Origin of the sequence: Streptomyces sp. NPDC057963 (assembly GCF_042887155.1) — a bacterium.
GTDB lineage: Bacteria > Actinomycetota > Actinomycetes > Streptomycetales > Streptomycetaceae > Streptomyces.
The window spans coordinates 206,791-233,357 of sequence record NZ_JBHVPX010000009.1 but is presented as its reverse complement, the minus strand read 5'-3'; the positions used below and the strand labels follow the sequence as shown (position 1 = coordinate 233,357).

The window sequence follows — 26,567 nt, the reverse complement described above, 5'->3', positions numbered from 1 at the left end:
GGTCCGGGGCGCCACCGGCCCGGCGCGCGACACGTCGCCTCGTGCGAGGACACGTATCGAGAGGGAGGCCCATGCAGCACACCCCCGCCACCGCCCACGCGGTGGATTGCGCAGCCGCACGGCTTGGGCGCGCACAGGTACGCGAGGGCGGCCTGCCGTACGCGGACGCGCCGCGCGCCGCGGGCGCCCCACGGCGTCCCGTCGCCGTCGAACTGTCCACCGCGTACGGCGCGTTGTGGCGCGAGGTGCGGTCCGGGCCCGTCGTCGCGGTACGCCGCGCCGGGAGCGGCGGCGCGGCGACCGGCCCGGTCGACCACAGCGGTTCCGAGCTTCCGGCCGTCATGCCCGCGGGCGGCCCACGGGCCGTCGAGGCCGCCCTGCGGTGCCCCGGCGCCGGCATGTCCCACCTCGACTCCGAGACGGCCGCGGCCGATCCGCAGGGGCCCTTCGGCGGCGGACCACGGCACGGCGGCCTCGGCGCGCGCGAACGGCGCCGCGCCGCACGGGACTTCTCCGCCGCCACGACACCGGTGCACGCACGCGGCTCGCGGACGGCGAGCCGATGAGCGCCGCCGCCCCCGGCCCCCTCTCGGGTGTGGTGGTCGCCGACTTCGGGCGCGTGCTGGCCGCCCCGTACGCCACGATGCTCCTCGCGGACCTGGGTGCCGACGTCATCAAGGTGGAGCGTCCGGGCTCCGGTGACGACACCCGGGCCTGGGGCCCGCCGCACGCCCATGGCGAATCCACCTACTTCCTCTCCGTGAACCGCAACAAACGGTCCCTCACCCTCGATCTCGGCACGGCGGAAGGGCGTCGGCACGCCCGCGAACTGGTGCGCCGCGCCGATGTGCTCGTCGAGAACTTCCGCCCCGGCACGATGGACAAGTACGGGCTCTCCTACGAGGAGGCCCACGCGCTCAACCCCGGCGTCGTCTACTGCTCGGTCACCGGATTCGGAGCCGGTGAAGGAGCCGCACTGCCCGGCTACGACCTGCTTCTACAAGCGGTCGGCGGGCTGATGAGCGTCACCGGGTCCGCACCGGGACAGCCGGTCAAGACGGGCGTGGCACTCGTGGACGTGCTCACCGGGCTGCACGCCGCCGTGGGCGTCCTCGCGGCGCTGCGGCATCGCGACGCGACCGGCGAGGGCCAGCACGTCGAGGTGAGCCTGCTGTCCTCGCTGCTGTCGAGCATGGTGAACCAGGCGGGCGCCTACACCCTGGCCGGGCGGGTGCCCGGAATCCTCGGCAACCGGCACCCGTCCATCGCCCCGTACGAGGTGTACCGGGCGGCGGACCGGCCGCTGGTGGTCGCCGTCGGCAACGACCGTCAGTTCCTCGCCCTGTGCCGGGGCCTGGGCGCCGAGCCGCTCGCCACCGACCCCAGGTTCGCCTCGAACGCGGACCGGGTCGCGCACGTCGACGCGCTGGCCGAGAAGATCTCCGCGCGGCTCGTGCTGCGGACCGCCGCTGAGTGGTTCGACCTGCTCACCCCGCTCGGGGTGCCCTGCGGCCCGGTCAACGACCTTGCGGGCGCCTTCGGCCTCGCCGAACGCCTGGGTCTGTTCCCGCAGGTCACACCGGCGGACGCGGACCCGGGCGACCCCATGCGCCTGGTGGCCAACCCCATCGGGCTGTCCCGCACCCCGCCGCGGTACGAGCGGCGGCCGCCGCGCCTGGGTCAGCACACCGAGGACCTCAGGCGCTGGCTGGACGGCTGACGGACCGGCAGGCCCCGCGCGCGTACGCCGCACAGGCCGTGGACGACCGGCGTCCACGGCCTGCGGCCGTTGCCCGGACCGTGTCAAGAGGAGACACGCAGCCGCCAGGGTGAGTGGGCATCAGAAAGTCCCCTGGACAGGCTAACAATGCATCAATTCGCCTACTGCTCAAGGTAATTGGCTGTTGATCTAATTATATGGAAATAGCATATGGCGTACTTCATGTACCTCGATCGGTGTCCCGGCGATGACCTGCAACGTGTCCGATATGACAGGTATGAGGGCCGTCAGTACGTTCATCCACAGGTCGACTGCTCAGCCGACTCTTCGAGACAGGAGAAGCGACATGGTTACCCGTTCCACCATCGTTACTGCCGCTGTCGCGGCCGCCGCGGCTCTTGCCGCCACCGGCATCACCTACGCCTCGGCCGCCGGCTCCGAGCCGGTCCAGGCAGCCCCGGCCGTCCAGCAGGCCGCTCCCGTTTCGGCTCTCGACGGCGGCGACGCCGGCAAGGGCAATGAAGGCAAGGGCAACGAAGGCCGGGGCAACGAGGGCCGGGGCAACGAGGGCCGTGGCTACGAGGACCGTGGCTACGACGAGGGCCGTGACCACTACGAGGGCCGCATCCACATCAACGAGCGTACGTACTCCGACGAGCCGGGCGGCTGCGTGACCGTGGTCAGCGGCCTCGGCTCCACGAGTCTCAACATCCGCAACGACAGCCGCCGGACCGTCGAGGTCTTCCGCGGGGCCACCTGCGACAACGGCGCTCCCATCGCCACCGTCGGCCCGCACAGCTCCAGCGACGGGGTGTTCCCGGGGCACGTCAGGGGCGGCGTGTGGGTCAAGAACGGAGTGGTGGGCAGCTTCCGGGTGATCCACCGCCACTTCGAAGACCGCGAGGGCCGGTGACCGAGTCACCGGCCTGACGTAGAACCCCGGCCCGCCGGAATCGGGCCGGGGTTCCAGTCCGGGCATCCGACCGGGGCGACCCGGTCGGATGCCCGCACCTGAACGGCGACGGACAAACCCGTACACCTGCCTCGCCATACTAGAGCCGTACGGCGAGGCGCTGCCAGCCGACCCGAACGGCCGCGTCGCACGCGGCTTCCGGGGTTCGGCTCCGGTTCGCGTTCTCGGCCCACGGCCCTGGGCGGGGCCCGGCGACCGGGGTGGCAGAGCGCGGGAACGGCGCGGCAGACGCCGCCCACGTCCCGGCCGCCCCGAAGTCGGCCGGGACGTGCGGACGAGCCGCCGGCACGGACACCGGCGAGCGGGCATTCCTGCGGCGCCCGGACACGCCCGACGCCGGACGTTGGCCCAGAAGAGTGAACGCCCGAGCGGTACGGACCCGGAAGGACCGGGCGGTGTCCCGGGCCGCGGGCACCCGCGGCGGCCCCCGGACGTCCGTGACGGTGCGGCGTCCGCACCGTCAGCCACGGCCCCCGGAGCGGCCCCCGCCGGCCTGCGCCCCGGAGGCGTCCGGTACCCGCTCCAACTGCCACCACTGGCCGGGGGAGTCGGTGTCCTCCCACTGCTGGACCCGGGCGCCGGCCGCTGTGCTGCCGCCGGCGACCTCAAGGACGAGCCCGCTGACGAAGCTGACCAGCGTCACCACCCCCGGCGCCTCCAGATGCCGCTCGATCAGCCATTCCTGGGCGCCGTAGTTGTTGGCCCGCCACTGCTGGATCGCGGCCCCGTTCTCGGTGGAGGCGTTGGCGACGTCCAGACGCTTGCCGCTGTGGCCATTGACCAGGTGGTACAGCGCCGCGCCCTCGTGCACGGGTGAGAGCTGCCAGTGCTGGGCCGCCGCACCGGTTTCCTCGCCCTGCTGCGCCGGGGCGCCGCCGCCCTTGGCGGAGCCGTACACCTCCAGCAGCAGGCCGCTGCCCACGTTGCGCAGCCGGTACGTCCCCGCCGCGATCACGGGCGCGGTGTCCCCGTTCATGTTCCGGCTCCTTCCCGCGGAGCGGACCGCCGCCCGGCCGGGCAGCCGGGCGGCGGTCCGGGTGTGTCAACGCTGCGGTGACGCGGCTCAGGCGCCGAGGTTGAACTCGCCGGGGTTCGGACCGAGGCGCTTGCCCTCGTCCAGCGCGGCGAACGCGGCCAGGTCGTCGGCGTCCAGCTCGAAGCCGAACACATCGAGGTTCTCCACGATCCGGGACGGCGTCACCGACTTCGGGATCACCACGTTGCCGGTCTGGATGTGCCAGCGGAGCACCACCTGGGCCGGTGTGCGGCCGTGCTTCCGGGCGATCGCGACGACGGTCGGCACCTCCAGGAGCCCCTTGCCCTGGCCCAGCGGGGACCAGGCCTCGGTCGCGATGCCGTGCTTGGCGTGGAAGGCGCGCGACTCGGCCTGCTGGAGCTGCGGGTGGAGCTCGATCTGGTTGATCACCGGGACCACGGAGGTCTCGCCGAGCAGCCGCTCCAGGTGCTCGGGGAGGAAGTTCGAGACACCGATGGCCTTCGCGCGGCCGTCGGAACAGATCTTCTCAAGGGCCTTGTACGTGTCGACGTACGCGTCCTTGGCCGGCACGGGCCAGTGGATCAGGTACAGATCGACGTAGTCCAGACCCAGCTTGTCGAGCGAGGTGTCGAAGGCGCGCAGGGTGGAGTCGTAGCCCTGATCGGCGTTCCACAGCTTCGTCGTGACGAAGAGCTCTTCGCGGGCGACACCGGAGGCTGCGACGGCCCTGCCGGTGCCCTCCTCGTTCTCGTAGATCGCTGCGGTGTCGATGCTCCGGTACCCGGACTCGATGGCCGTCGCGACCGCCCGCGCGGCCTCGTCGTCGGGCACCTGCCAGACACCGAAACCGAGCTGCGGCATCTCGACGCCGTTGTTGAGGGTGATGGAGGGGACCTTGCTCACGAGCGGTCGATCCTTACGTCGTCGGTTGGGATTCTCAAGGTCAACGATCAGCGGGTGCGATGCATTCCCCGACGGGCCGGTGTCCGCCCCCGCTGCCGGTCCGGCCCGGCGGGGCCCCGGCCGGGCATCGGCCGCATTCGGTTCCGCCCCGATCGTGCCTCGATGCCGCCGGTCCGTGCCCGACCTGTCCGAAATCCTGCGAACTCACGTACGGGCCTTGATATTTGGGCCCGCGCAGAGCATTGACAGATCGTTCTCCAGGGAATCCCATGCAGTGATGGTTAGGAACCTTTCCTAACGTCGATCCGAAGGGAGCCCCCGTGCACGCTGATCGCCCCCCACGCCGTACCGTGGCCGTCCTCGCCGGCCTCAGCTGCCTTTTTCTGCCTCTGCTCGCCCAGATTCCCAAGGCCACCGCCGCCTCGGACACCCGCGGTACGGGTGCCGGCGCCCCGCCCGCCGAGGCCGCCGGCCCCGGATCGATGGCCGCGGCCCCCTACGAGTACCTGGGCTGGGGAAACCCGCAGAAGCCGACCGAGGTGATGGCGGCGACGGGCGTGAAGTGGTTCACACTCGCCTTCCTCCTGTCGGACGGCACCTGCAACCCGAAGTGGGACGGCGACCGGGCCCTGACCGGCGGCTCGGACCAGGCCGCCATCGACTCCATCCGGGCGGCCGGCGGCGACATCGTCGTCTCGGCGGGCGGCTGGAGCGGAAACAAGCTCGGCGAGAAGTGCTCCAGCGCCGCCGCGCTGGCCGGGGCCTATCAGAAGGTGATCGACGCCTATCACCTCAAGGCGCTGGACATCGACATCGAGGACACCGAGTTCTCCAAGGCCGCCGTGCGGCAGCGAGTGGTCGACGCCCTGAAGATCGTCAAGACCAAGAACCCGGGCATCGTGACCTACGTGACCATGGGGACCACCCCGACCGGCCCCGACGCCGACGGCAAGGACCTCATCGAACGGGGCGCCGCCGCGGGGCTCGACAACGACGGCTGGGTCATCATGCCCTTCGACTTCGGCGGGCACAGCGGCACCATGGGCACGGCCACGGTCAGCGCACTCGACGGGCTGAAGGCCGCCGTCAAGAGCGCCTACCACTACAGCGACGACGCGGCCTACCGGCACATCGGGGTCTCCTCGATGAACGGAAGGACCGACGAGTCGGACGAGACCGTCACCACCACCGACTTCAGAACGATCCTCGGCTACGCGCAGCAGCACCACATCGCGCGCTACGCCTTCTGGTCCGTCAACCGGGACCGCGCCTGCGGCTCCGGCGGCGACGCGGACGCCTGCAGCGGAGTGTCCCAGTCCCCGTACGACTTCACCAAGATCGTCGTCCAGTACAAGGGCTGAGGAGGTCCGATGCGCACCACCACGAGCAAACTGACCCTCGGCGGTACGGCACTCGCCGCCGCCGGACTGCTGCTGCCCCTGCTCGCCGCACCGCCCGCGGCCGCGGCGGCCGACCGCTACGAGGCGGAGGGCGCCACACTTTCCCAGGCGGCCGTGGCGACGAACCACACCGGCTACTCCGGCGCCGGCTTCGTCGACTACACCAACGCCGCGGGATCCTCCGTGGAGTTCACGGTGGACGCCACCGCGGGCAGCACCTCGCTCGCCATCCGCTACGCCAACGGCACCGCCACCGACCGCCCGATGGACATCAGTGTCAACGGCAAGGTCGTCGCCTCCTCGGTCTCGTTCGACGGGACCGGCTCCTGGGACACCTGGGCGACGAAGACCGTCCCCGCCCCGCTCGTATCCGGATCCAACACCGTCCGGGCCACCGCGACCACGGCGAACGGCGGTCCCAACCTCGACTACCTCGAAACCGGTGTCCCCGCGACCGGCGGTCCCGCGGTGCCGTTCGGCAGCCACCAGTTCCCCTACGCCGCAGGGACGTTGAAGCCGTCGGGTGCACAGTCCGCGCTCGACCAGGCAGTGATCAAGACGTACAACGCCTGGAAGTCCGCGTTCGTCCGGAAGAACTGCGGCAACGGCTGGTACGAGGTCATCTCGCCGGACGCCGACCATCCCTACGTCGCCGAGGCCCAGGGCTACGGCATGGTCGTCACCGCGACGATGGCGGGCGCCGACCCGGAGGCGAAGACCGTCTTCGACGGCATGGTGAAGTACATGCTCGCGCACCCCTCGGTCAACAACGCCAACCTTCTCGCCGCCGAGCAGGACGCCTCCTGCAAGAGTGTCGACGGCTCCGACTCGGCGACCGACGGGGACCTCGACGCCGCCTACGGGCTGCTGCTCGCCGACAGGCAGTGGGGCTCCACCGGCACGTACAACTACAAGGACCTCGCGGTCAAGCACATCAATGCCGTCAAGAAGAGCGAGGTCAACCCGACCACCCACCTCATGCTGCTCGGTGACTGGTCGGACTCCGGCGAGTCCCACTACTGGATGACCCGCTCCTCGGACTGGATGACCGACCACTTCCGCGCCTTCAAGAAGGCGACGGGCGACAGCACCTGGGACACCGTGCGCACGGCCCACCAGAACCTGATCACCTCTCAGCAGTCCAAGTACGCCGCCGGCACCGGTCTGCTGGCGGACTTCGTCGTCAACACCAACACCACGCCCAAGCCCGCCGCGGGCGAGGTGCTCGAAGGGCCCAACGACGGCGACTACTCCTGGAACGCCTGCCGCGACCCGTGGCGCATCGGGGCCGACGCCGTCACCAGCGGGGACGCCGCCTCGCTCGCCTCGGCGCGCAAGCTCAACTCCTGGATCAAGTCGAAGACCGGTGGCAACCCGGACAAGATCGTCACCGGCTACCACCTCAACGGCACGTCCTTCGACAGCGGCGACGACATGGCGTTCACCGCCCCGTTCGCCGTGACCGCGCTGACCGACCCCGGATCCCAGGCCTGGCTCGACGCTCTCTGGAACAAGCTCGCCACCACCTCGATCGACCCGCAGCTCTACTACGGCGGCAGCGTCCAACTGCAGTCGATGATCGTCGCATCCGGTAACTACTGGGTTCCCTGACGGAGGTTCAGATGAAGGTCAGAACGCTCACCGCGTTACGGAGCAGAACGGCCGCCCTCGCCGTCGTGCTGCTCTGCACCGCCCTGGTGCAGGCGGTCCCGCAGTCCGCCTCCGCGGCCGCCGTCCGGTACGAGGCGGAGTCCGCGACCATCGTCAAGGGCGCCGCCGAGTCCAACCACTCCGGCTACTCCGGAACCGGCTTCGTCAACGGAGACAACGTCGCCGGCAGCTATGTGGAGTTCACCGTCACCGCCGCCTCCGCGGGGACCGGGCAGATCGCCATCCGGTACTCCAACGGCACGGAGGCCACCAGGCCCGCCGACATCGCCGTGGGCGGCACGGTCGTCTCGGCCGCCCGCGCCTTCAAGGCCACCACCGACTGGAACACCTGGGCCACCTCCACCCTCACCGCCCCCGTCGCGGCGGGCAGCAACAAGATCCGGCTGACGTCCACGACGGCCGACGGACTGCCGAACCTCGACTACATCGACTTCACGGTCACCTCCTCGGACACCGAGGCGCCCACCGCACCCGGACAGCCCAGCTGCTCCGCGATCACCGAGGACGGCCTCACACTGAACTGGGGCGCCGCGACGGACGACGTGGGCGTCGCCGCCTACGACATCTACGAACACGGCAACAAGCTCGCCGAGGCGGCGGGCACCGCCACGGCGAAGAACCTGACCGGGCTCACCCCCGGTACCACGTACAACATCACCGTGTTCGCACGTGACGCGGCCGGCAACGTGTCGTCGGTCAGCCCCGTCGTGGACTGCACCACCCTGCGCAGTTCCGACACCACCGCGCCCACCGCGCCCGGCACCCTGTCCACCTCGGGCCTCACCGCCAGTAGCGTCGTCCTGGACTGGGGGGCTTCGACCGACGACAAGGCCGTCACCGCCTACGAGGTGCGCAGCGGCAGCACCGTCTACAAGACCGTCACCGGCACCCCGCCGGCCACCACGACCACCCTCACCGGGCTCGCCTGCGCCAGCCCGTACTCCCTCGACGTCGTCGCCAAGGACGCGGCGGGCAACGCCTCGCCACCCAGTAACACGGTCGCCTTCACCACCCCGGCCTGCGCCACCGACGGAGGCGTGCCGTCGGGCATCGCCACCGTCTCCACCGGCTGGTCCATCCCGTGGGGCACCTACTGGATGCCCGACGGCAAGACCGCGCTGACGACCGAACGGGACAGCTTCAAGGTCTTCAAGGTCACCTCCGGCGGCACCAGGACCCAGGTCGGCACCGTGCCCAACGCGGTCACGACCGACGGTGAGGGCGGTCTGCTGGGCGTCGCCGTCGACCCCAAGTGGTCCACCAACCACTACGTGTACTTCATGCACACCGCGTCGGAGGGCAACCGCGTCGCCCGCATGACGTACGACGGCAGCTCGCTCGGCGGATACACGGTCCTGCTCCAGGGGATCAAGAAGAGCAGGTACCACAACGGCGGACGGCTCGCGTTCGGCCCCGACGGCTACCTGTACGCGTCGACCGGCGAGGCCCAGACCCCCGACCTCGCCCAGGACAAGAACTCGCTGAACGGCAAGATCCTGCGGATGACGACGGACGGCAAGCCCGCCCCCGGCAACCCGTTCGGCAACTACGTCTACAGCTACGGCCACCGCAACCCGCAGGGCCTCGCCTTCGACCGCAACGGCCGCCTGTGGGAAGCGGAGTTCGGCGACAGCAAGAAGGACGAGCTCAATCTCATCAAACCGGGCAAGAACTACGGCTGGCCCGTCTGCGAGGGCGCCTGCTCCACCACCGGCATGACCGACCCGAAGAAGACCTGGACCGTCTCCGAGGCCTCGCCCAGCGGGATCGCCATCGTCCGCAACGTCATCTACATGGCCGCGCTGAAGGGCGAGAGGCTGTGGCGGGTGCCGATCAGCGGTGACACCGAGAACCTCGGCACGCCGACGGCGTACTACGTCGGCACGTACGGACGGCTGCGCACGGTCACCAAGGTTCCCGGCCAGGACCAGCTCTGGCTCTCCACCACCAACTGCGACAACAAGGGGAACGAACCGGACGGCTCGGACAAGCTGTTCCGCGTCTCGATCACGTAGGACGCGCCCTGCCGCTGAGGCACGGCCGCCCGCCCGTGCCTCAGCGGTACAGCGCATCGACCTCCTCCGCGTACGCCGTCTCGATCGCCTTCCGCTTCAGCTTCAGCGACGGTGTGAGCAGACCGTGTTCCTCGCTGAACGGATGCGCCAGGATCCGGAACGTACGGATCGACTCGGCCTGCGACACCGCCGTATTGGCGGCGACCACCGCCCGCCGGACCTCCAGCTCCAGGTCGGGGTTCCGCACCAGCTCCTCCGGAGGCATGGGCGCCCGTCCCTGCATGGCGAGCCAGTGGTCCACCGATTCCTGGTCGACCGTGACCAGCGCGGCGATGTACGGCCGGTCGTTGCCGACCACGATGCACTGGGCGACCAGCGGATGGGCCCGCACCCGTTCCTCCAGGCCGGTCGGCGACACGGTCTTGCCGCCCGAGGTCACCAGGACCTCCTTCTTCCGCCCGGTGATCGTCAGATAGCCGTCCTCGTCGAGCGTCCCCAGATCCCCGGTGGACAGCCAGCCCTCACGCAGCACGGCTTCGGTGGCCCGCGGGTCGCCGAGGTAGCCCGCGAACACATGGGCGCCGTGCACCCACACCTCGCCGTCCTCGGCGATGTGCACGGTCGTGCCGGGGATCGGCTGCCCGACCGTGCCGTACCGGGTGCGCTCCGGCGGATTGGCGGTGGCCGCCGCGGTCGACTCGGTCAGCCCGTACCCCTCGTACACCGTGACACCCGCGCCCGCGAAGAACAGCCCGAGCCGCCGCTCCATCCCCGAACCGCCGGACATGGCGTGCCGGATCCGGCCGCCCATCGCCTCGCGCACCTTCCGGTACACGACCTTGTCGAAGAACTGGTGCTGCATCCGCAGTCCGGCGGACGGCCCCGGACCGGTCCCGAACGCGCGCGCCTCCATCGCCTCGGCGTAGTTCACCGCGATGTCCACGGCCCTGTCGAACGGCCCGGCCCGGCCCTCCGCCTCCGCCTTGCGCCGGGCGGCGTTGAAGACCTTCTCGAGGATGTACGGCACCGCCAGGATGAACGTCGGCCGGAACGACACCAGGTCCGGCATCAGGGCCTTCGCGGACAGCTCCGGCTGATGGCCCAGCTTCACCCGGCCGCGGACCGCGGCGAGCTCCACCATCCGGCCGAACACGTGCGCCAGCGGCAGGAAGAGGAGGGTGGCCGCCTCGTCGCCCGGCCTGGAGCGGAAGACCGACTTCCAGCGCGAGGCCATGGTGTCCGTCTCGAACATGAAGTTCGCGTGCGTGATCACACAGCCCTTGGGGCGTCCCGTCGTACCCGAGGTGTAGATGATCGTGGCCACCGACTCGGGCGTCACCGCGCGCCGGTGGCGGTGCACCACCTCGTCCTCGACCTGGGCGCCCGCGTCGAACAGCTCGGTCACGGCGTCGGCGTCCAGCTGCCAGAGCCGCTTGAGTCCGGGCAGCCGGTCGATGACCGACGCGAGCGTCATCGCGTGGTCCTCGTGCTCGACCATGACGGCGGACACCTCGGCGTCGTGGAGCATCCAGAGGACCTGCTCGGCCGAGGACGTCGGATAGACCGGCACGGACTGGGCGCCGACCGTCCACAGCGCGAAGTCGAAGAGCGTCCACTCGTAGCGCGTGCGCGACATCAGGGCCACCCGGTCGCCGAATCTGACGCCGTGCGCGATCAGCCCCTTGGCGAGCGCCAGCACCTCGTCGCGGAACATCGCCGCAGTGACGTCCCGCCAGCGTCCGCTCGCGTCTTTTCGGCCGAGTGCGACCCGGTCCGGATCCTCCTCGGCGTAGTCGAACACCACATCGGCCAGCCCGCCTACGAGGGGCGCGGCCGCCATGGGTGGGACAGTGAACTCGCGCAATGACCTGCTCCTTGTGGCGCTCCGCACAGCGCCGTGACGCTACCCCAACGAACGGCGCAGCGGGAGGGCCCCGTATCGGCGGACCGCGTGGCCACCGGCACAGATCGGCCACCGAAATCCGGCCAGATGGGCAAGGCTCGGGCGCGGCTGAGACCGCGGAGTAAGCGGCCACGCCGGAATCTCCACCGAATCTGTACGCCGAGGTCACTCCCGGTCCGGGCGGTCGCGGGGGTACCGGTCCGCGAACGGGCGGGCGCACCCCGGACCGGAGGGGGTGGGCGCGGAACCGGCGCCGGGGCGCGGTATCGGCGCGGGGGCTGCGGTGCGCCCTCCCTTCACGGGCGTGCGGTCATGCGCCGTTCCGGCCGCTGAGCGGACCGATCGCCCCGGCGCCCCGGATCAGCCGGTCGCCGCCCGCCAGGATCGCCGCCGCCAGGGCGTCCGCGGCCTCCTGCGCCGTGTTCCGGCGACGGCCGTGCAGCAGGACGAAGTCCACATCGCCCAGCTCCGGCAGCCCCGCTCTGGCCGGCACCGGCGCCAGACCCGGCGGGATCAGCCCACGGCTGTGGGCCATCACGCCCAGCCCCGCGCGGGCCGCCGCGATCAGCCCGTTCAGACTGGAGCTCGTACAGGCGACCCGCCAGGGCCGGCCGTGCTCCTCCAGGACTTCGAGGGCGCGGGCCCGGGTGATGCCCGGCGGCGGGAAGAGGACCAGCGGAACCGGACGGTCCGGGTCGATCCGCAGCCGTGGCGCGCCGATCCAGGTCAGCGCGTCCTGCCAGACCAGTTCCCCGTGCGTGTCGCCGATGCGCCGCTTGGCGAGCACCAGATCGAGCCGGCCCGCCGCCAGTCGCCGGTGCAGTGTCCCGGAGAGCTCCACCGTCAGCTCCAGCTCGACCTCCGGGTGGTCGCGGCGGAACGACTCCAGGATCTCCGGCAGCCGGGTCAGTACGAAATCCTCGGAGGCCCCGAACCGCAGCCGCCCGCGCAACCGCGTGCCCGTGAAGAAGGCCGCCGCGCGCTCGTGGGCCTCGAGTATCGTCCGGGCGAAACCGAGCATCGCCTCACCGTCCACGGTGAGATCGACCCGGTGCGTGTCCCGGGTGAACAACTGCCGCCCCGCCGCGTCCTCCAGACGCCGTACATGCTGGCTCACCGTGGACTGCCGCACCCCCAGCCGGCGGGCGGCCTGCGTGAAGCTCAGAGTCTGGGCGACGGCGAGAAAGGTACGGAGCTGCACGGGGTCGTACATGGGGTCAGGCTATCGCGAACCGCGATGACAGTGAAAGCGGTATGCGGGATTCCCGATCACCTCGATCGAGAGCAGGATGGGGAGGGCACGACCGGAATCAAGAGAACATGTGGAGCAGATGAGCCGCCGCACCCTGAAACTGCCGTCCTGGCTGCCGATCGACCCGTACATCTTGGCGCTGATCGGCACGGTCGTACTGGCGGCGATACTGCCGGCGTCCGGACCCGTCGCGGATGTGGCGGGCGGCGCGTCGACCGGAGCGGTCGCCCTGCTCTTCTTCCTGTACGGCGCCCGCCTCTCCACCGTCGAGGCACTCGACGGCCTCAGGCACTGGCGGCTCCACCTCACCGTGCTGGTCTGCACGTTCGTCGCCTTTCCGCTGCTCGGACTGGCGGGCAGGGGGCTGGTGCCGTACGTCCTGACCCCGCAGCTCTACAGCGGCTTCCTCTTCCTCTGCCTCGTCCCCTCGACCATCCAGTCGTCGATCGCCTTCACCTCGATCGCGCGCGGCAATGTGCCCGCGGCGATCTGCGCGGGCTCCTTCTCCTCGGTCGCCGGGATCTTCCTCACCCCGTTGCTCGCCGCGGCGCTGCTCGGCAACAGCGGCGGCGGATTCTCGGCGGACGCGCTCCTGAAGATCGGGGTCCAGCTGCTGCTGCCGTTCGTCGCGGGGCAGCTGCTGCGCCGCTGGATCGGCGGCTTCATCACCCGCCACAAGAAGGTCCTCGGCTATGTCGACCGCGGCTCGATCCTGCTCGTCGTCTACACGGCGTTCAGCGAGGGCATGGTCGCGGGCATCTGGCACCAGGTCACCCCGGCGAGGCTCGGCGCGCTGGTGGGGGCCGAAGCGCTGCTGCTCGCCCTGCTGCTCGCGCTGACCTGGTACGGGTCGAAGCGGCTGGGCTTCGACCGGGAGGACCGGATCGCCATCCAGTTCGCCGGCTCGAAGAAGAGCCTGGCCGCCGGGCTGCCGATGGCGAGCGTCCTGTTCGGGGCGCAGGCGTCCCTCGCCGTGCTGCCGCTGATGCTCTTCCACCAGATGCAGCTGATGGTGTGCGCGGTGATCGCCAAGCGCCGCTCGCGCGACCCGCAGGTGGAGAACCAGGAGAACGGCGCGGTGCCGCGGGAACCGGCCGCCGTGAGCTGAGAGGGACTCCGGGGCGGGGTCGCCGCCCCCGGAGACCCGCCCCGGGGCGGGGCCGGCCGGCGCAGGGGGCGCTCCCGTCGGCCGGCCCCGCCTCTGTGCGGACGGCGGGGCGCCTCAGCCCTCGTCGGGCGCCGCCTCCAGAGCGATGCGGTGCTCACCCGCGTACACGTTCATGGACGGGCCCCGCAGAAAGCCGACCAGGGTCAGTCCGGTCTCGACGGCCAGATCCACGGCGAGGGACGACGGTGCCGATACCGCGGCGAGCAGCGGGATCCCGGCCATCACCGCCTTCTGGGCCAGCTCGAAGGAGGCCCGCCCCGACACCAGCAGAACCACCCGGGACAGTGGCAGCCGGCCGTCGGTGAGGGCGCGGCCGACCAGCTTGTCGACCGCGTTGTGCCGGCCGACGTCCTCCCGGATGTCGAGCAGCTCGCCCGTCTCGGAGAACAGGGCCGCCGCGTGCAGACCGCCGGTCCGGTCGAAGACCTGTTGGGCGGCCCGCAGCCGGTCGGGGAGGGCGGCGAGCAGGGCGGGTTCGACCCGGACCGGGGGAGCGTCGGCGATCGGATGCCGGGTCGTGGTGCGTACCGCGTCGAGGCTCGCCTTGCCGCACAGCCCGCAGGACGACGTGGTGTACACGTTGCGTTCGAGCGTGATGTCGGGGACCGCGACGCCGGGCGCGAGCTTCACATCCACCACGTTGTACGTGTTCGCGCCGTCCGCCGTGGCCCCGGCGCAGTAGACGATCGAGCGCACCTCGGAGCCGTCACCGATCACGCCCTCGCTCACCAGGAAGCCCGCCGCCAGTGCGAAGTCGTCGCCCGGTGTGCGCATCGTGATGGCGAGCGGCTTGCCGTTCAGCCGGATCTCCAGGGGCTCCTCGGCAACGAGCGTGTCGGGGCGCGTGGAGACGGCCCCGTCCCGGATGCGGATGGTGCGGCGGCGCTCGGTGACGCGTCCCATAGCGGTTGAACCCGATTCTGTACGTGGTGGAAGCCGAACCGGCCCTTGATGCGGAGGTTGCCGTGGGTCACCGTGTTGTCGTGCGGAGTGGCGACCTCGGCGATCACATTGTCCTGTACGCGGAGTGTGACATTGCAGCCACCGTCGCAGTGCGCGCCGGGGGTCGTGGTTTCCGTCCCGGCCTGTCCGTCCCAGGTCCCGGCCGTCGGTGCTCGCTCGCAGGCCAGAGGGGTGCCGGGCTCACCGGGGCGCATGAAGCCTTCTGCCACGCCACCGGGCAGCACCGCCCGCAGAGGCTCCGGAGGCCGGCCGGGTCCATTGGTTCACGCAGGGTTGCCGTCGAACGACGGAACCGGACGACGATGCCGTATACGCACAGTATTGTCTACAGTATGCCTTTCTGTGCGGTCAAGGCTGTCGTCAAGCCTCCAACGACCGCGTGCTATTCCTGTGGGAACACGTGCCCCTGTACCCGTCGGTAGCGACCAAGACTGGATGGTTCCTGCCATACGTAGCGAGGGGATCCCGTACATGACCGGCTCACGTGTCGTGGCGCTCGGCCACTATCAGCCCGCCAAGGTGCTCACCAACGACGATCTGGCGGCCATGGTCGACACCAGTGACGAGTGGATCACCAGTCGCGTCGGCATCAAGACCCGCCACGTCGGAGGCCCTGACGAGCCGGTGGACGAGATGGCCTCGCACGCGGGGGCCAAGGCGCTCGCCGCGGCGGGGCTGCAGCCCGCCGAAGTCGATCTGGTGCTGGTCGCCACCTCCACGGCGATCGACCGTTCGCCGAGCATGTCGGCGCGGGTGGCCGCCCGGCTCGGTATGGGTTCGCCCGCGGTGATGGACATCAACGTGGTCTGCTCCGGATTCACCCACGCCCTCGCCACCGCCGACCACGCGATCCGGGCGGGCGCGGCCGAGCGCGTCCTCGTCATCGGCGCCGACAAGATGGCGGACATCGCGGACTGGACCGACCGCAGCACCTGTGTCCTGCTCGGTGACGGAGCCGGCGCGGCGGTCGTCGTCGCGGACCCGGACGGCGGTGACCGGCCCGGGATCGGCCCCGTTCTGTGGGGCTCGTTGCCGGAGATGGGCAACGCGGTACGGATCGAGGGGACGCCCCCGCGTTTCGCGCAGGAGGGGCAGTCCGTGTACAGGTGGGCCACCACGCAACTGCCGCCCATCGCCCGCAAGGTGTGCGAGAAAGCCGGGGTCGCCCCCGAGGACCTGGCCGCGGTCGTGCTGCATCAGGCCAATCTGAGGATCATCGAACCCGTCGCCAGGAAGATCGGCGCGGTGAACGCGGTCATCGCCCGGGACGTCGTGGATTCCGGCAACACGTCCGCGGCCTCCATCCCGATGGCCCTGTCGAAGCTGGTGGAGCGCGGCGAGGTCCACAGCGGCGCGCCGGTACTGCTTTTCGGCTTCGGCGGGAATCTCTCGTACGCGGGTCAGGTGATCCGCTGCCCCTGAGGGGTGTTGTGCTCGGTAGACTGTAGACGATAAGCAATTGCTCGTCGCCCGGAGGGGGACCGCGATGTTGTCCACACGACTGCCGCAAGGGGCTGTGCCGAGGCTGGAACGGCCCGGTCCGCTGCGCGAGCGCGTGTACGAGGCGTTGCTCGAACTCATCACGACGCGTGCGCTCCGTCCCGGCCAGCACCTGGTCGAGAGCGAACTGGCCGGTCATCTCGGGGTGTCCAGGCAGCCGGTGCGGGAGGCGTTGCAGCGGCTGAACACCGAGGGCTGGGTCGATCTCCGGCCTGCCCAGGGCGCGTTCGTCCACGAACCCACCGAGGAGGAGGCGGACCAGCTGCTGTCGGTCCGCACCCTGCTGGAGGCCGAGGCCGCCCGCCTTGCCGCGGCCAACTCGGGCACCGCCGGCATCGCCGCCCTGGAGGAACTCTGCGCCAGGGGCGAGCGGGCGGTCGCCGACGACGACGTGGACCTGGCGGTCGCCACCAACGCGGCCTTCCACGCCAAGGTCATGGAACTCGCGGGCAATGCCGTCCTCTCCGAGCTCGCCGGGCAGGTGGACCGCCGGGTCCGCTGGTACTACACCCCGGTGGCCCGCCAACGCGGCAGCCGGTCCTGGATCGAGCACCGCTCACTCATCGCGGCGATCTCCTCGCGCGACGGGCAGCGGGCCATGGAGATCATGCGGGCGCACACGGAACACACGCGCAGGACGTACCACCAGCGCGAAGAGAGCTGAGGCGCGGCCGGTCGGCCGGCGTACGGAAGGGCCGGGGCTTCGAGCCCCGGCCCTTCTGCGCGTTGTGCACCGTTCTCCGTGTTGCGCACCGTCCTTCCGCGTTTCGTGTCACCGGGCCGTACCGATGGCGCTCATGTATTCACACATCTATATGTTCAAACGAACATCGCCATGTTAGAAATGGGTCATGGGTGTCGCCAATCGTCTGGACCTGACCCTGCGATTGGTGCAGGGCTCCGACCGGGTTTCCGTGTCGGAGCTCTCCCATCGCCTCGGGGTCTCCGAAATGACCGTCCGCCGGGACCTCGACGCGCTGGAGCGGCAGGGGCTGGTGCGCAGGGTGCACGGAGGTGCGGTCGCCACGCGCGCACGGGAGGAGGGCGCGGGCTTCTCGGCCCGTGAGCCGTGGCAGGCCGCGACGAAGGACCGGCTCGGTGCGGCCGTCGCCGCGATGGTCGAGCCGGGATCGCGGGTGCTTCTCGACGCAGGAACCACCACCGTGCACGTCGCCGAGCACCTGGCCGCACGGGCGCCCTTGACGGTGGCGGTGCTCAGCCTTCAGGCCGCTGCCCGCCTGGCGGACCGGCCCGGAATCGAACTGCTGGTCGTCGGCGGCCGGTCGCGTCCCGGCGAACGTTCGCTGGTCGGCCCGCTGGCCCTGCGCACCATCGAAGCGCTGGCCTTCGACTGCTTCGTACTGTCCATCGGCGGTGTGCACGCCGAGTACGGCTGGTCGGAGTTCTCGCTCGACGACGCGGCCGTCAAGCAGGCCGCGCTCGCACAAGCGGACCGGACCATCGCCGTCGCGGACGCCACCAAACTCGGGGTGCGCGCGTTCAGTCAGGTCGCCGCCGTGGGCGCGGTGGACGCGTTCGTCACCGACAGCGCGGCCCGGGACGCCGCCACCCACCCCAACGGCCCGCTGACGCTGGCGGCCCTGCGTGACGCGGGCGTCCGGACCGTCCTGGCCTGAACCGGATCCCTCACGAGGAGCGCACACCATGACCGCAGGACTGGACACCCCCGACCGGCGCGGACGCACCGGCCTGGACCGGCAGGGGCGCGACCTGACCGGCAATCAACGGGTGCGGATCAGGGATGTGGAGGTGCTGTCCTGCGACTGGTACGTCCTGCGCAGAACGACCTTCGACTACCAGCACGGCGACGGTCACTGGAGCCGGCAGCAGCGGGAGACGTACGACCGGGGCGACGGCGCCACGATCCTGCTCTACCACCCCGACCGCCGCGCCGTTCTGCTGACCCGTCAGTTCCGGCTGCCCGCCTACGTCAACGGGCACCACGACGGGATGCTGATCGAGACCGCCGCCGGGCTGCTCGACGGCGACAGCCCCGAGGAGGCCATCCGCAGGGAAGCGGCCGAGGAGACCGGGCACGTCGTCGGCACCCCCGAGCGTGTCTTCGACGTCTACATGAGCCCCGGCTCGGTCACCGAACGCCTGCACTTCTTCGCCGCCCCCTACCGCTCGACGACCGAAACCACCGGTGGGTACGGGGTCGCGGCCGAGGGGGAGGACATCGAGACCGTGGAACTCCCCTTCGAGGAGGCCCTCTCCATGGTCCGCGACGGTGCCATCGCCGACGCCAAGACCATCATGCTGCTCCAATGGGCGGCGCTGGACGGCCCGTTCGCGCACCGCTGACGCCTGCTCGGCCCGTTCCGCGGCACTCACCGCCGACGCCGGCCGAACGAACGGCTTTGTCCTCGGTGTGGAGAAAGTTGTAGTGGATTCCTGCGCAACTTCTTCCCACTCCCGGCAACCGCTGCTACGTTCCCCTCGAAAGCCCGACGGACAGGCCGATGCGGCGGGGAGGGGCGCGTGAGACGTATGACGGCACGACCCGCGAATGCGCATCAGGCGCGACTGCTCCGGCTGTTGCGCGACGGCGGGCCCAACTCGCGGGCACAGCTGGGGGATCAGGTCGATCTCTCCCGCTCCAAGCTCGCCGTCGAGGTGGACAGGCTGCTGGAGACCGGACTTGTCGTGGCCGACGGACTCGCCGCATCCCGCGGAGGGCGTCGCTCGCACAACATCCGGCTCGCTCCGCAGCTGCGCTTCCTCGGCGTCGACATCGGTGCCACATCCGTCGATGTGGCAGTCACCAACGCCGAGTTGGAGGTCCTGGGCCACCTCAACCACCCCATGGACGTACGCGAGGGGCCCGTCGCCGTCTTCGAGCAGGTGCTGGCCTTGGCGGCCAAGCTCCGGGCCTCCGGCCTCGCCGAAGGCTTCGACGGTGCGGGCATCGGCGTGCCGGGCCCGGTCCGGTTCCCCGAAGGCGTGCCGGTCGCACCCCCGATCATGCCCGGCTGGGACGGCTTCCCGGTCCGTGAGGCGCTCAGCCAGGAGCTGGGCTGTCCCGTCATGGTCGACAACGATGTGAACCTGATGGCCATGGGGGAGCAGCACGCGGGCGTGGCGCGCTCGGTCGGCGACTTCCTCTGCGTCAAGATCGGCACCGGCATCGGCTGCGGCATCGTCGTCGGCGGCGAGGTCCACCGCGGTACGACGGGCAGTGCCGGAGACATCGGCCACATCCAGGTCGAACCCGAAGGGCGCGCCTGCGCCTGTGGCAACCGGGGGTGCCTGGAGGCCCACTTCAGCGGTGCCGCCCTCGCCCGCGACGCCGAGGACGCGGCGCGCGCCGGGCAGTCGGCGGAGCTCGCGGGCCGGCTGGAGTCGGCCGGGCGGCTCACCGCCGCCGATGTGGCCGCCGCCGCGGCCGCGGGCGACACCACCTCGCTCGACCTGATCCGCGAAGGCGGCAACCGGGTCGGCCAGGTCATCGCGGGACTCGTCAGCTTCTTCAACCCCGGGCTGGTGGTGATCGGCGGCGGTGTGACCGGCCTCGGGCACACCCTCCTCGCCAGCGTCCGGACCCAGGTCTACCGGCAGTCGCTGCCGCTGGCCACCGGCAATCTCCCCATCGTGCTCGGCGAGTTGGGACCGGCCGCCGGAGTGATCGGCGCCGCCCGGCTCATCAGCGACCACCTGTTCTCACCGGCCTGACACCGGGCCGGCAGCACATAGGCAGCCCACACCAGCACCCAGGTACACACCGACCCACCGAAGTACCCGAAACCCCGGAAATCCGGGAAACCCCGGAACACCCGCACCACCGCACCTGGTACAGCCCTGCCCGCTCACCGGCCGCACCCGCCGAGGGGATTCGTCATGGCACCAGAACCACCCCTGCTCACCATGTCCGGCATCACCAAGTCGTTCCCCGGAGTACGCGCCCTCGACGGCGTGGACCTGGAGGTGCAGGCCGGCGAAGTCCACTGTCTCCTCGGGCAGAACGGCGCCGGCAAGTCCACCCTCATCAAGGTGCTCGCCGGGGCCCACCAGCCCGACGGCGGCGAGATCACCTGGCGCGGCGAACCCGCCGCCCTCAAGTCGCCCATCGCCGCGATGCGCCTGGGTATCGCCACCATTTACCAGGAACTCGACCTGGTCGAGGGCCTCTCGGTCGCCGAGAACGTCTTCCTCGGCCATGAACCCACCACCGCCCGCTTCGTCGTCCGCACCCGCGAGGGCCGCACGGCCGCCGCCGCGCTGCTGAAGCGTCTCGGCCACCCGGAGATCGACCCGGCGCAGGCGGTCGGTGAACTGTCCGCCGCCCAGCGGCAGATCGTCTCCATGGCGCGGGCCCTCTCCCACGACGTACGGCTCATCGTGATGGACGAGCCGTCGGCCGCGCTCGATCCCGACGAGGTCGACAACCTTTTCCGCATCGTCGCCGCCCTCACCGCCGACGGTGTCGCCGTCGTGTACATCTCACACCGCCTGGAGGAGATCCGACGGATCGGCGACCGGGTGACCGTGCTCAAGGACGGCCGCGCCGTCGCCGTGGGGCTGCCCGCCAAGTCCACACCGACGCGCGACATCGTTGCCATGATGACCGGCCGCAACGTCGAGTACGTCTTCCCGCCGCGCACCGCGGGCGGTACGGGGCCGGCCGCGACGGAGCCGGTACTGAAGGTCCAGGGGCTGACCAGGAAGGGAGAATTCGCCCCGGTGGACCTGGAGTTGAGGCCGGGCGAGATCGTCGGTCTGGCCGGGCTCGTCGGCTCGGGGCGCTCCGAGATCCTGGAGACCGTCTACGGCGCCCGCAGACCGAGCGCCGGACACGTCACCGTGGCCGGCAGGCAGCTCCGGCCCGGCAGCGTCCGCGCGGCCGTCGCCGCCGGGATCGGCCTCGCGCCCGAGGAGCGCAAGGCGCAGGCCCTGCTGATGCTCGAATCCGTCACCCGCAATGTCTCCGTCTCCTCGATGTCCCGCTTCTCCCGGGCCGGCTGGATGGACCGCCGGGCCGAGCGCCGGGCTGCCCGCACCGCCACCCGCGCGCTCTCGCTGCGCCCCGACAACCCGGACGCGCCGGTCCGCACACTGTCCGGCGGCAATCAGCAGAAAGCCGTCCTGGCCCGCTGGCTGCTGCGCGGCTGCCGGGTCCTGCTGCTCGACGAACCGACCCGCGGTGTGGACGTCGGCGCCCGTGCCGAGCTCTACGCCGTGATCCGCCGGCTGGCCGACGAGGGCCTCGCCGTCCTGCTCGTCTCCAGCGAGGTGCCCGAAGTGCTGGGCCTCGCCGACCGGGTGCTGGTACTCCGCGAGGGCCGCGTCGTGCACACGGCGGACGCCCGGGAGCTCGACGAGCACCGCGTACTCGACCTAGTGATGGAAGGGAGCCCGACGTCATGACGCAGCCCGTCTCCTCGGCGCGGCAGGGCGCGCCGGACAAGGGGGCCGCCGCCCCGGTCTCCGGACCCCGCAAGGAGGACGGCACCACGCGCGCCTTCGGCCTGCGCGCGGACGTCCGCAACCTCTCGCTTCTCGGTGTGCTCGCCGTACTGATCGCCGTCGGCGGATTCACCGAACCCGACGCCTTCCTGGACACCGGGAACCTTCAGCTGATCCTGACCCAGTCGTCCGTCATCGGGGTCGTCACCGTCGGGATGACCTTCGTCATCACCAGCGGCGGCATCGATCTGTCGGTCGGTGCGATGGTGGCGCTGGCCTCCGTATGGGCGACCACGGTCGCCACCCAGGAGTACGGCTTCGCGGGAATCCTGTTCACCGCCGTGCTCGTCGGACTCGGCGCCGGACTGGTGAACGGGCTGCTCATCGCGTACGGCCGGATGGTGCCGTTCATCGCGACGCTGGCCATGCTCGCCTCGGCCCGCGGACTCGCCCTCCAGATCACCGACGGCAGGACCCAGCTCGTCACCGTGAAATCGGTCCTCGACCTGGGCCTGCCCGACTCGTACGTCCTCGGCGTCCCGCCCCTGGTCATGATGTTCGCCGCGGTGACCGTCATCGGCTGGCTGGTGCTGAACCGCACGACCTTCGGACGGCGTACGGTCGCGGTCGGCGGCAACGCGGAGGCGGCCAGGCTGGCCGGCATCGACGTACGGCGGCAGCGGCTCCAGCTCTATCTGCTCTCCGGGCTGTGCTGCGGCATCGCGGCCTTCATGCTGATCATCCTGTCCGGCTCGGGACAGAACACCAACGGCAACTTGTACGAGCTCGACGCCATCGCCGCCGCCATCATCGGCGGCACCCTGCTCAGCGGCGGACGCGGCACCATCGTCGGCTCCGTACTCGGAGTCCTCGTCTTCACCACCATCACCAACATCTTCGCGCTCAACAATCTGCAGAGCGATGTCCAGCAGATCGCCAAGGGCGCGATCATCGTCGCCGCCGTCCTGGTCCAGCGCCGCACTGCGGCGCACGGGGAGACCTGAGCCCCCGGGCGCGCTCCCGGCACCACCGAACCGCCCCTGCCCCGAACGCCTCATGTGACATGTCACGCACCGGATGAAGGGTTTGACAGCCATGCCAGAAACCAGCCGCAGAGGACTGCTCTTCGGCACCGCGGCCGTCTCCGCGGGCGCCCTCCTCACCGCCTGCACCAGCAACGAGCCCAAGAAGTCGGAGACCGCGCAGAACGACCGGCCCGCCGCCGGTGACAAGCCCGGAAAGCCCGTCACCATCGGCTTCGCGGGTCCGCAGGCCGACCACGGCTGGCTCAACGCGATCAACGAGAACGCCACGTCGCGGGCGGCGACCTACTCCGAGGTGACGCTGGAGAGCACCGAGGGCTCCAACGACACCGCCGCCCAGATCGGCCAGGTCAAGACCCTCATCAACAAGAAGGTCGATGTCCTCGTCATCCTCCCCGCCGACGGCAAGGCGCTCACCCAGGTCGGCCTGGAGGCCATGCGGGCGGGCATCCCCGTCATCAACCTGGACCGGATCTTCGCCTCGCCGCAGGCCTACCGCTGCTGGGTCGGCGGCGACAACTACGGCATGGGCCTCAACGCCGGCACGTACATCGGCGAGCAGCTCAAGGACAAGGCGGGGGCCAAGGTCGTCGAGCTGGCCGGCATCGACAATCTGGAGCTCACCAAGCAGCGCAGTCAGGGCTTCGCCGACGCGCTGAAGAACTACCCGAACATCAAACTGGTGGCCCGCCAGGCGGCCGAGTTCACCGTCGAGTCGGGGCAGGCGAAGATGGCCCAACTCCTCCAGGCCCAGAAGAAGTTCGACGCCCTGTGGAATCACGACGACGACCAGGGCGTGGGCGCGCTCCGCGCCATCCAGCAGGCGGGCCGCGACGAGTTCCTGATGGTCGGCGGCGCCGGGGCCAAGTCCGCGATGGACGCCATCAAGGCCGACAACAGCGTGCTGAAGGCCACCGTTCTCTACCCGCCGTCGATGGCGGCGTCCGCCATCGACCTGGCCCGCGCCCTCGCTCAGGGCAAGGGCGTCGGCGGCCTGGCCGAACTGGAGATCCCGACCAATCTCACTCTCTACTCGGCCGTGGTCACCAAGGAGAACATCGACCAGTACCTGCCGACGGGCTTCAGCTGAGCCGCCCCGCGGGAGGGTGCTGACCCTCCCGCCGCACCCATCGAACGACCGACGAGGAGGAAGCCCGGATGGCCCGTAGGGAAGAGACGGATCAGGAGGCCGCAGCGCCGCCGGCGCATCGGCCGGCGACCGGTGTGCCGACGCTGGGGGTCGGCATGGTCGGATACGCGTTCATGGGCGCCGCCCACTCGCAGGGGTGGCGCACCGCCGGACACGTCTTCGAGCTGCCGCTGCGACCGGCCCTCGCCGCGATCTGCGGACGCGACCGGGCAGCGGTCGACGCGGCGGCGGCCCGCCACGGCTGGGCGGCGGCGGAGACCGACTGGCGGGCCCTCATCGCCCGGGACGACGTGCGGCTCGTCGACATCTGCACCCCCGGGGACAGCCACGCCGAGATCGCCATCGCCGCCCTGGAGGCGGGCAAGCACGTGCTGTGCGAGAAGCCGCTCGCCAACACGGTCGCCGAGGCGGAGGCCATGGCCGAGGCGGCGGAGCGCGCGGCGGCCCGCGGTCAGGTCGCGATGGTGGGCTTCAACTACCGCAAGGTGCCCGCGATCACCTATGCCAGGAAGCTGATCGCCGAGGGCCGGATCGGTGCCCTGCGGCATGTCCGTGCCGCCTACCTCCAGGACTGGCTCGTCGACCCCGCGTCGCCGCTCACCTGGCGGCTGAAGCGGGAGCACGCCGGCTCGGGGGCGCTCGGCGACCTGGGGGCGCACATCGTCGACCTGGCGCAGTACCTGGCGGGGGAGCTGCTGGTCGGGGTGTCGGCGGTCAGCGAGACGTTCGTACGCGAACGGCCGCTGCTCGCCGGTCCGTCCACCGGGCTCGCCGGCACCGCGGACTCGGGGGCGCGAGGGGCGGTGACCGTGGACGACGCGGCCCTGTTCACCGGCCGGCTCGCCTCCGGGGCGCTGGCCTCGTTCGAGGCGACCCGGATGGCGGCCGGGCGGAAGAACGCGCTGCGGCTGGAGATCAACGGGGAGCGCGGCTCGCTCGCCTTCGATCTGGAACGGCTCAACGAGCTGTCCTTCCACGACCACACCGAACCCGCCACCACGGCAGGGTTCCGGCGCATCCTCGTCACCGAGCCCCAGCATCCCTACCTGGAGGCGTGGTGGCCGCCGGGCCATGCCCTCGGCTACGAGCACACCTTCATCCACCAGGCCCGCGACCTGGTGCGGACGATCGCCGAAGGAACGGCCCCCGCGCCGTCGTTCGCCGACGGGCTTCAGGTGCAGCGAGTGCTCGCGGCCGTGGAGGAGAGCGCCGAGAAGAACTCCGTACACACCCCCGTAGCTCTCTAGGAGGTCCCTCCCATGCCTCGTCCCTTCACGCTCTTCACCGGCCAGTGGGCCGACCTTCCCCTGGAGGAGGTCTGCCGGCTCGCCCGGGACTTCGGTTACGACGGGCTCGAACTCGCCTGCTGGGGCGACCATTTCGAGGTCGGCAAGGCCCTGGCCGACCCCGGCTACCTGGACGGCCGGCGGCAGTTGCTCGACACGTACGGGCTGAAGTGCTGGGCGATCTCCAACCACCTCGTCGGCCAGGCCGTCTGCGACCACCCGATCGACGAGAGGCACCAGGGAATTCTGCCGGCGCGGGTCTGGGGCGACGGTGAACCCGAAGGGGTGCGCCGCCGGGCCGCCGAGGAGCTCAAGGACACCGCGCGGGCCGCCGCCGCCTTCGGGGTGCGTACGGTCATCGGCTTCACCGGCTCCTCGATCTGGCACCTGGTCGCGATGTTCCCGCCCGTCCCGCCGCACATGATCGAGCGGGGGTACGAGGACTTCGCCGAGCGCTGGAACCCGATCCTGGACGTCTTCGACGCGGAGGGCGTGCGGTTCGCCCATGAGGTGCACCCCGGCGAGATCGCGTACGACTACTGGACCACGCACCGGGCACTGGAGGCCGTGGGCCACCGGGCCGCGTTCGGGCTGAACTTCGACCCCAGCCACTTCGTCTGGCAGGACCTCGATCCGGTCAACTTCCTGTACGACTTCCGGGACCGGATCTACCACGTGGACTGCAAGGAGGCGCGCAGGCGCCTGGACGGCCGCAACGGCCGCCTCGGCTCCCATCTGCCGTGGGGCGACCCGCGGCGCGGCTGGGACTTCGTCTCCGCCGGGCACGGTGATGTGCCGTGGGAGGACGTGTTCCGGATGCTCCGGTCCATCGGCTACGAGGGGCCGGTCTCCGTCGAGTGGGAGGACGCGGGAATGGACCGGCTGGCGGGTGCCCCGGAGGCGCTCGCCACGCTGAAGCGGTACGACTTCGATCCGCCGTCGGCGTCGTTCGACGCGGCTTTCGGGAGCGGCGACTGACCGCCTCCCCACGGGAGCGGAGCGGGGCAGGAAGAGGGCTCTGCGGCCACCCCGTGCTCACCCCTGCCCTCGTCCCGCTTTGTCCTGGCGGAGGAAGAAGTTCAACGAGACCGGTGCGTAAGGGCTTTCCGTCCCGGACGAACAGGTCTACCGTCCCCAACGTGTACATGACATGACTCGGGTCGCCGGTGCCCCACGGGCCCCGGCGACCCGCGCGGCAG

The 26,567-nt window shown here is 70.8% G+C and carries 22 protein-coding genes and 1 pseudogene; 17 read left to right on the top strand and 6 right to left on the bottom strand.

Going from position 1 to position 26,567, the window contains the following annotated elements; genetic code table 11:
- Nucleotides 1–71 precede the first annotated feature (71 nt).
- From ACFVT1_RS22575 to ACFVT1_RS22565, 3 genes are all read left to right on the top strand, one after another.
- Entirely contained in the window at nt 72–566 is a 495-nt protein-coding gene (locus ACFVT1_RS22575; protein WP_389798192.1) for a hypothetical protein, read from the top strand.
- A complete protein-coding gene (locus ACFVT1_RS22570) occupies nt 563–1,720 on the top strand; it encodes a CaiB/BaiF CoA transferase family protein (RefSeq protein ID WP_389798190.1) in 1,158 nt (385 codons plus the stop codon). Before ACFVT1_RS22575 ends, ACFVT1_RS22570 begins: the two co-directional genes overlap by 4 nt.
- 346 nt (nt 1,721–2,066) lie before the next feature.
- Entirely contained in the window at nt 2,067–2,633 is a 567-nt protein-coding gene (locus ACFVT1_RS22565) for a hypothetical protein (RefSeq protein ID WP_389798188.1), read from the top strand.
- A 520-nt stretch (nt 2,634–3,153) separates the two neighbouring features.
- Here the strand turns inward: ACFVT1_RS22565 and ACFVT1_RS22560 are convergent.
- The gene (locus tag ACFVT1_RS22560; RefSeq protein ID WP_389798186.1) at nt 3,154–3,669 is read right to left on the bottom strand and encodes an RICIN domain-containing protein; all 516 of its coding nucleotides are present in this window, start codon (nt 3,667–3,669) and stop codon (nt 3,154–3,156) included.
- Nucleotides 3,670–3,756: 87 nt separating this feature from the next.
- Entirely contained in the window at nt 3,757–4,593 is an 837-nt protein-coding gene (locus ACFVT1_RS22555) for an aldo/keto reductase (protein WP_389798184.1), read from the bottom strand.
- Between the two features lie 320 nt (nt 4,594–4,913).
- Between ACFVT1_RS22555 and ACFVT1_RS22550 the strand changes: the two genes are divergently transcribed.
- Genes ACFVT1_RS22550 through ACFVT1_RS22540 form a run of 3 tightly spaced genes read left to right on the top strand, consistent with a single transcriptional unit; the run spans nt 4,914 to nt 9,679 of the window.
- Nucleotides 4,914–5,954, top strand: coding sequence for a chitinase (locus tag ACFVT1_RS22550; RefSeq protein WP_389798181.1), 1,041 nt, complete (start codon nt 4,914–4,916; stop codon nt 5,952–5,954).
- 9 nt (nt 5,955–5,963) lie between these two features.
- On the top strand, nt 5,964–7,604 hold the full coding sequence (locus ACFVT1_RS22545) for a glycosyl hydrolase family 8 (RefSeq protein ID WP_389798180.1): 1,641 nt from the start codon (nt 5,964–5,966) through the stop codon (nt 7,602–7,604).
- An 11-nt stretch (nt 7,605–7,615) separates the two neighbouring features.
- Nucleotides 7,616–9,679 carry a PQQ-dependent sugar dehydrogenase gene (locus ACFVT1_RS22540; protein WP_389798178.1) on the top strand — a complete coding sequence of 688 codons (2,064 nt, stop codon included), beginning with the start codon at nt 7,616–7,618 and terminating at the stop codon, nt 9,677–9,679.
- Between the two features lie 40 nt (nt 9,680–9,719).
- On the opposite strand, the gene ACFVT1_RS22535 is transcribed toward ACFVT1_RS22540, so the two are convergent.
- Nucleotides 9,720–11,519, bottom strand: coding sequence for an AMP-dependent synthetase/ligase (locus ACFVT1_RS22535; protein WP_389798176.1), 1,800 nt, complete (start codon nt 11,517–11,519; stop codon nt 9,720–9,722).
- Between the two features lie 373 nt (nt 11,520–11,892).
- Nucleotides 11,893–12,795, bottom strand: a complete 903-nt coding sequence (locus tag ACFVT1_RS22530; protein WP_389798173.1) for a LysR substrate-binding domain-containing protein — start codon at nt 12,793–12,795, stop codon at nt 11,893–11,895.
- Nucleotides 12,796–12,913: 118 nt separating this feature from the next.
- Between ACFVT1_RS22530 and ACFVT1_RS22525 the strand changes: the two genes are divergently transcribed.
- Entirely contained in the window at nt 12,914–13,942 is a 1,029-nt protein-coding gene (locus ACFVT1_RS22525; RefSeq protein ID WP_389798171.1) for a bile acid:sodium symporter family protein, read from the top strand.
- A 114-nt stretch (nt 13,943–14,056) separates the two neighbouring features.
- Here the strand turns inward: ACFVT1_RS22525 and fdhD are convergent, their stop codons facing one another.
- Nucleotides 14,057–14,905: a formate dehydrogenase accessory sulfurtransferase FdhD gene (gene fdhD, locus ACFVT1_RS22520; protein ID WP_389798169.1), complete on the bottom strand. Its 849-nt coding sequence runs from the start codon at nt 14,903–14,905 to the stop codon at nt 14,057–14,059.
- Nucleotides 14,906–14,916: 11 nt separating this feature from the next.
- Nucleotides 14,917–15,108 (bottom strand): annotated as a pseudogene (locus ACFVT1_RS22515) (Fe-S-binding domain-containing protein); the annotation flags it as partial.
- Between the two features lie 328 nt (nt 15,109–15,436).
- Here ACFVT1_RS22515 and ACFVT1_RS22510 point away from each other — a divergent pair.
- From ACFVT1_RS22510 to ACFVT1_RS22465, 10 genes are all read left to right on the top strand, one after another.
- A complete protein-coding gene (locus tag ACFVT1_RS22510) occupies nt 15,437–16,387 on the top strand; it encodes a beta-ketoacyl-ACP synthase III (protein ID WP_362196608.1) in 951 nt (316 codons plus the stop codon).
- A 64-nt stretch (nt 16,388–16,451) separates the two neighbouring features.
- Nucleotides 16,452–17,129, top strand: a complete 678-nt coding sequence (locus ACFVT1_RS22505; RefSeq protein ID WP_389798166.1) for a GntR family transcriptional regulator — start codon at nt 16,452–16,454, stop codon at nt 17,127–17,129.
- A 187-nt stretch (nt 17,130–17,316) separates the two neighbouring features.
- Complete coding sequence (locus ACFVT1_RS22500) at nt 17,317–18,102, top strand: DeoR/GlpR family DNA-binding transcription regulator (RefSeq protein ID WP_389798163.1); 786 nt, start codon at nt 17,317–17,319, stop codon at nt 18,100–18,102.
- A 28-nt stretch (nt 18,103–18,130) separates the two neighbouring features.
- Nucleotides 18,131–18,790 (top strand): NUDIX domain-containing protein, encoded by a 660-nt coding sequence (locus ACFVT1_RS22495; RefSeq protein WP_389798161.1) that lies wholly within the window; start codon nt 18,131–18,133, stop codon nt 18,788–18,790.
- Between the two features lie 186 nt (nt 18,791–18,976).
- Nucleotides 18,977–20,158: an ROK family protein gene (locus ACFVT1_RS22490; protein ID WP_389798158.1), complete on the top strand. Its 1,182-nt coding sequence runs from the start codon at nt 18,977–18,979 to the stop codon at nt 20,156–20,158.
- 165 nt (nt 20,159–20,323) lie between these two features.
- The gene (locus ACFVT1_RS22485) at nt 20,324–21,850 is read left to right on the top strand and encodes a sugar ABC transporter ATP-binding protein (RefSeq protein ID WP_389798155.1); all 1,527 of its coding nucleotides are present in this window, start codon (nt 20,324–20,326) and stop codon (nt 21,848–21,850) included.
- Nucleotides 21,847–22,893: an ABC transporter permease gene (locus ACFVT1_RS22480; protein ID WP_389798152.1), complete on the top strand. Its 1,047-nt coding sequence runs from the start codon at nt 21,847–21,849 to the stop codon at nt 22,891–22,893. Before ACFVT1_RS22485 ends, ACFVT1_RS22480 begins: the two co-directional genes overlap by 4 nt.
- A gap of 91 nt (nt 22,894–22,984) precedes the next feature.
- The gene (locus ACFVT1_RS22475; protein WP_389798150.1) at nt 22,985–24,022 is read left to right on the top strand and encodes a substrate-binding domain-containing protein; all 1,038 of its coding nucleotides are present in this window, start codon (nt 22,985–22,987) and stop codon (nt 24,020–24,022) included.
- 68 nt (nt 24,023–24,090) lie between these two features.
- Nucleotides 24,091–25,329: a Gfo/Idh/MocA family protein gene (locus tag ACFVT1_RS22470; RefSeq protein ID WP_389798148.1), complete on the top strand. Its 1,239-nt coding sequence runs from the start codon at nt 24,091–24,093 to the stop codon at nt 25,327–25,329.
- Between the two features lie 12 nt (nt 25,330–25,341).
- The gene (locus tag ACFVT1_RS22465; protein ID WP_389798145.1) at nt 25,342–26,346 is read left to right on the top strand and encodes a sugar phosphate isomerase/epimerase family protein; all 1,005 of its coding nucleotides are present in this window, start codon (nt 25,342–25,344) and stop codon (nt 26,344–26,346) included.
- Nucleotides 26,347–26,567: the final 221 nt, after the last annotated feature.

Bases quoted from the DNA above. Each gene is read 5' to 3' on its own strand.
- ACFVT1_RS22575 (WP_389798192.1), top strand. From the start codon at position 72: ATGCAGCACACCCCCGCCACCGCCCACGCGGTGGATTGCGCAGCCGCA.
- ACFVT1_RS22570 (WP_389798190.1), top strand. From the start codon at position 563: ATGAGCGCCGCCGCCCCCGGCCCCCTCTCGGGTGTGGTGGTCGCCGAC.
- ACFVT1_RS22565 (WP_389798188.1), top strand. From the start codon at position 2,067: ATGGTTACCCGTTCCACCATCGTTACTGCCGCTGTCGCGGCCGCCGCG.
- ACFVT1_RS22560 (WP_389798186.1), bottom strand. From the start codon at position 3,669: ATGAACGGGGACACCGCGCCCGTGATCGCGGCGGGGACGTACCGGCTG.
- ACFVT1_RS22545 (WP_389798180.1), top strand. From the start codon at position 5,964: ATGCGCACCACCACGAGCAAACTGACCCTCGGCGGTACGGCACTCGCC.
- ACFVT1_RS22540 (WP_389798178.1), top strand. From the start codon at position 7,616: ATGAAGGTCAGAACGCTCACCGCGTTACGGAGCAGAACGGCCGCCCTC.
- ACFVT1_RS22535 (WP_389798176.1), bottom strand. From the start codon at position 11,519: ATGGCGGCCGCGCCCCTCGTAGGCGGGCTGGCCGATGTGGTGTTCGAC.
- ACFVT1_RS22530 (WP_389798173.1), bottom strand. From the start codon at position 12,795: ATGTACGACCCCGTGCAGCTCCGTACCTTTCTCGCCGTCGCCCAGACT.
- ACFVT1_RS22525 (WP_389798171.1), top strand. From the start codon at position 12,914: ATGAGCCGCCGCACCCTGAAACTGCCGTCCTGGCTGCCGATCGACCCG.
- fdhD (WP_389798169.1), bottom strand. From the start codon at position 14,905: ATGGGACGCGTCACCGAGCGCCGCCGCACCATCCGCATCCGGGACGGG.
- ACFVT1_RS22510 (WP_362196608.1), top strand. From the start codon at position 15,437: ATGACCGGCTCACGTGTCGTGGCGCTCGGCCACTATCAGCCCGCCAAG.
- ACFVT1_RS22505 (WP_389798166.1), top strand. From the start codon at position 16,452: ATGTTGTCCACACGACTGCCGCAAGGGGCTGTGCCGAGGCTGGAACGG.
- ACFVT1_RS22500 (WP_389798163.1), top strand. From the start codon at position 17,317: ATGGGTGTCGCCAATCGTCTGGACCTGACCCTGCGATTGGTGCAGGGC.
- ACFVT1_RS22495 (WP_389798161.1), top strand. From the start codon at position 18,131: ATGACCGCAGGACTGGACACCCCCGACCGGCGCGGACGCACCGGCCTG.
- ACFVT1_RS22490 (WP_389798158.1), top strand. From the start codon at position 18,977: ATGACGGCACGACCCGCGAATGCGCATCAGGCGCGACTGCTCCGGCTG.
- ACFVT1_RS22485 (WP_389798155.1), top strand. From the start codon at position 20,324: ATGGCACCAGAACCACCCCTGCTCACCATGTCCGGCATCACCAAGTCG.
- ACFVT1_RS22480 (WP_389798152.1), top strand. From the start codon at position 21,847: ATGACGCAGCCCGTCTCCTCGGCGCGGCAGGGCGCGCCGGACAAGGGG.
- ACFVT1_RS22475 (WP_389798150.1), top strand. From the start codon at position 22,985: ATGCCAGAAACCAGCCGCAGAGGACTGCTCTTCGGCACCGCGGCCGTC.
- ACFVT1_RS22470 (WP_389798148.1), top strand. From the start codon at position 24,091: ATGGCCCGTAGGGAAGAGACGGATCAGGAGGCCGCAGCGCCGCCGGCG.
- ACFVT1_RS22465 (WP_389798145.1), top strand. From the start codon at position 25,342: ATGCCTCGTCCCTTCACGCTCTTCACCGGCCAGTGGGCCGACCTTCCC.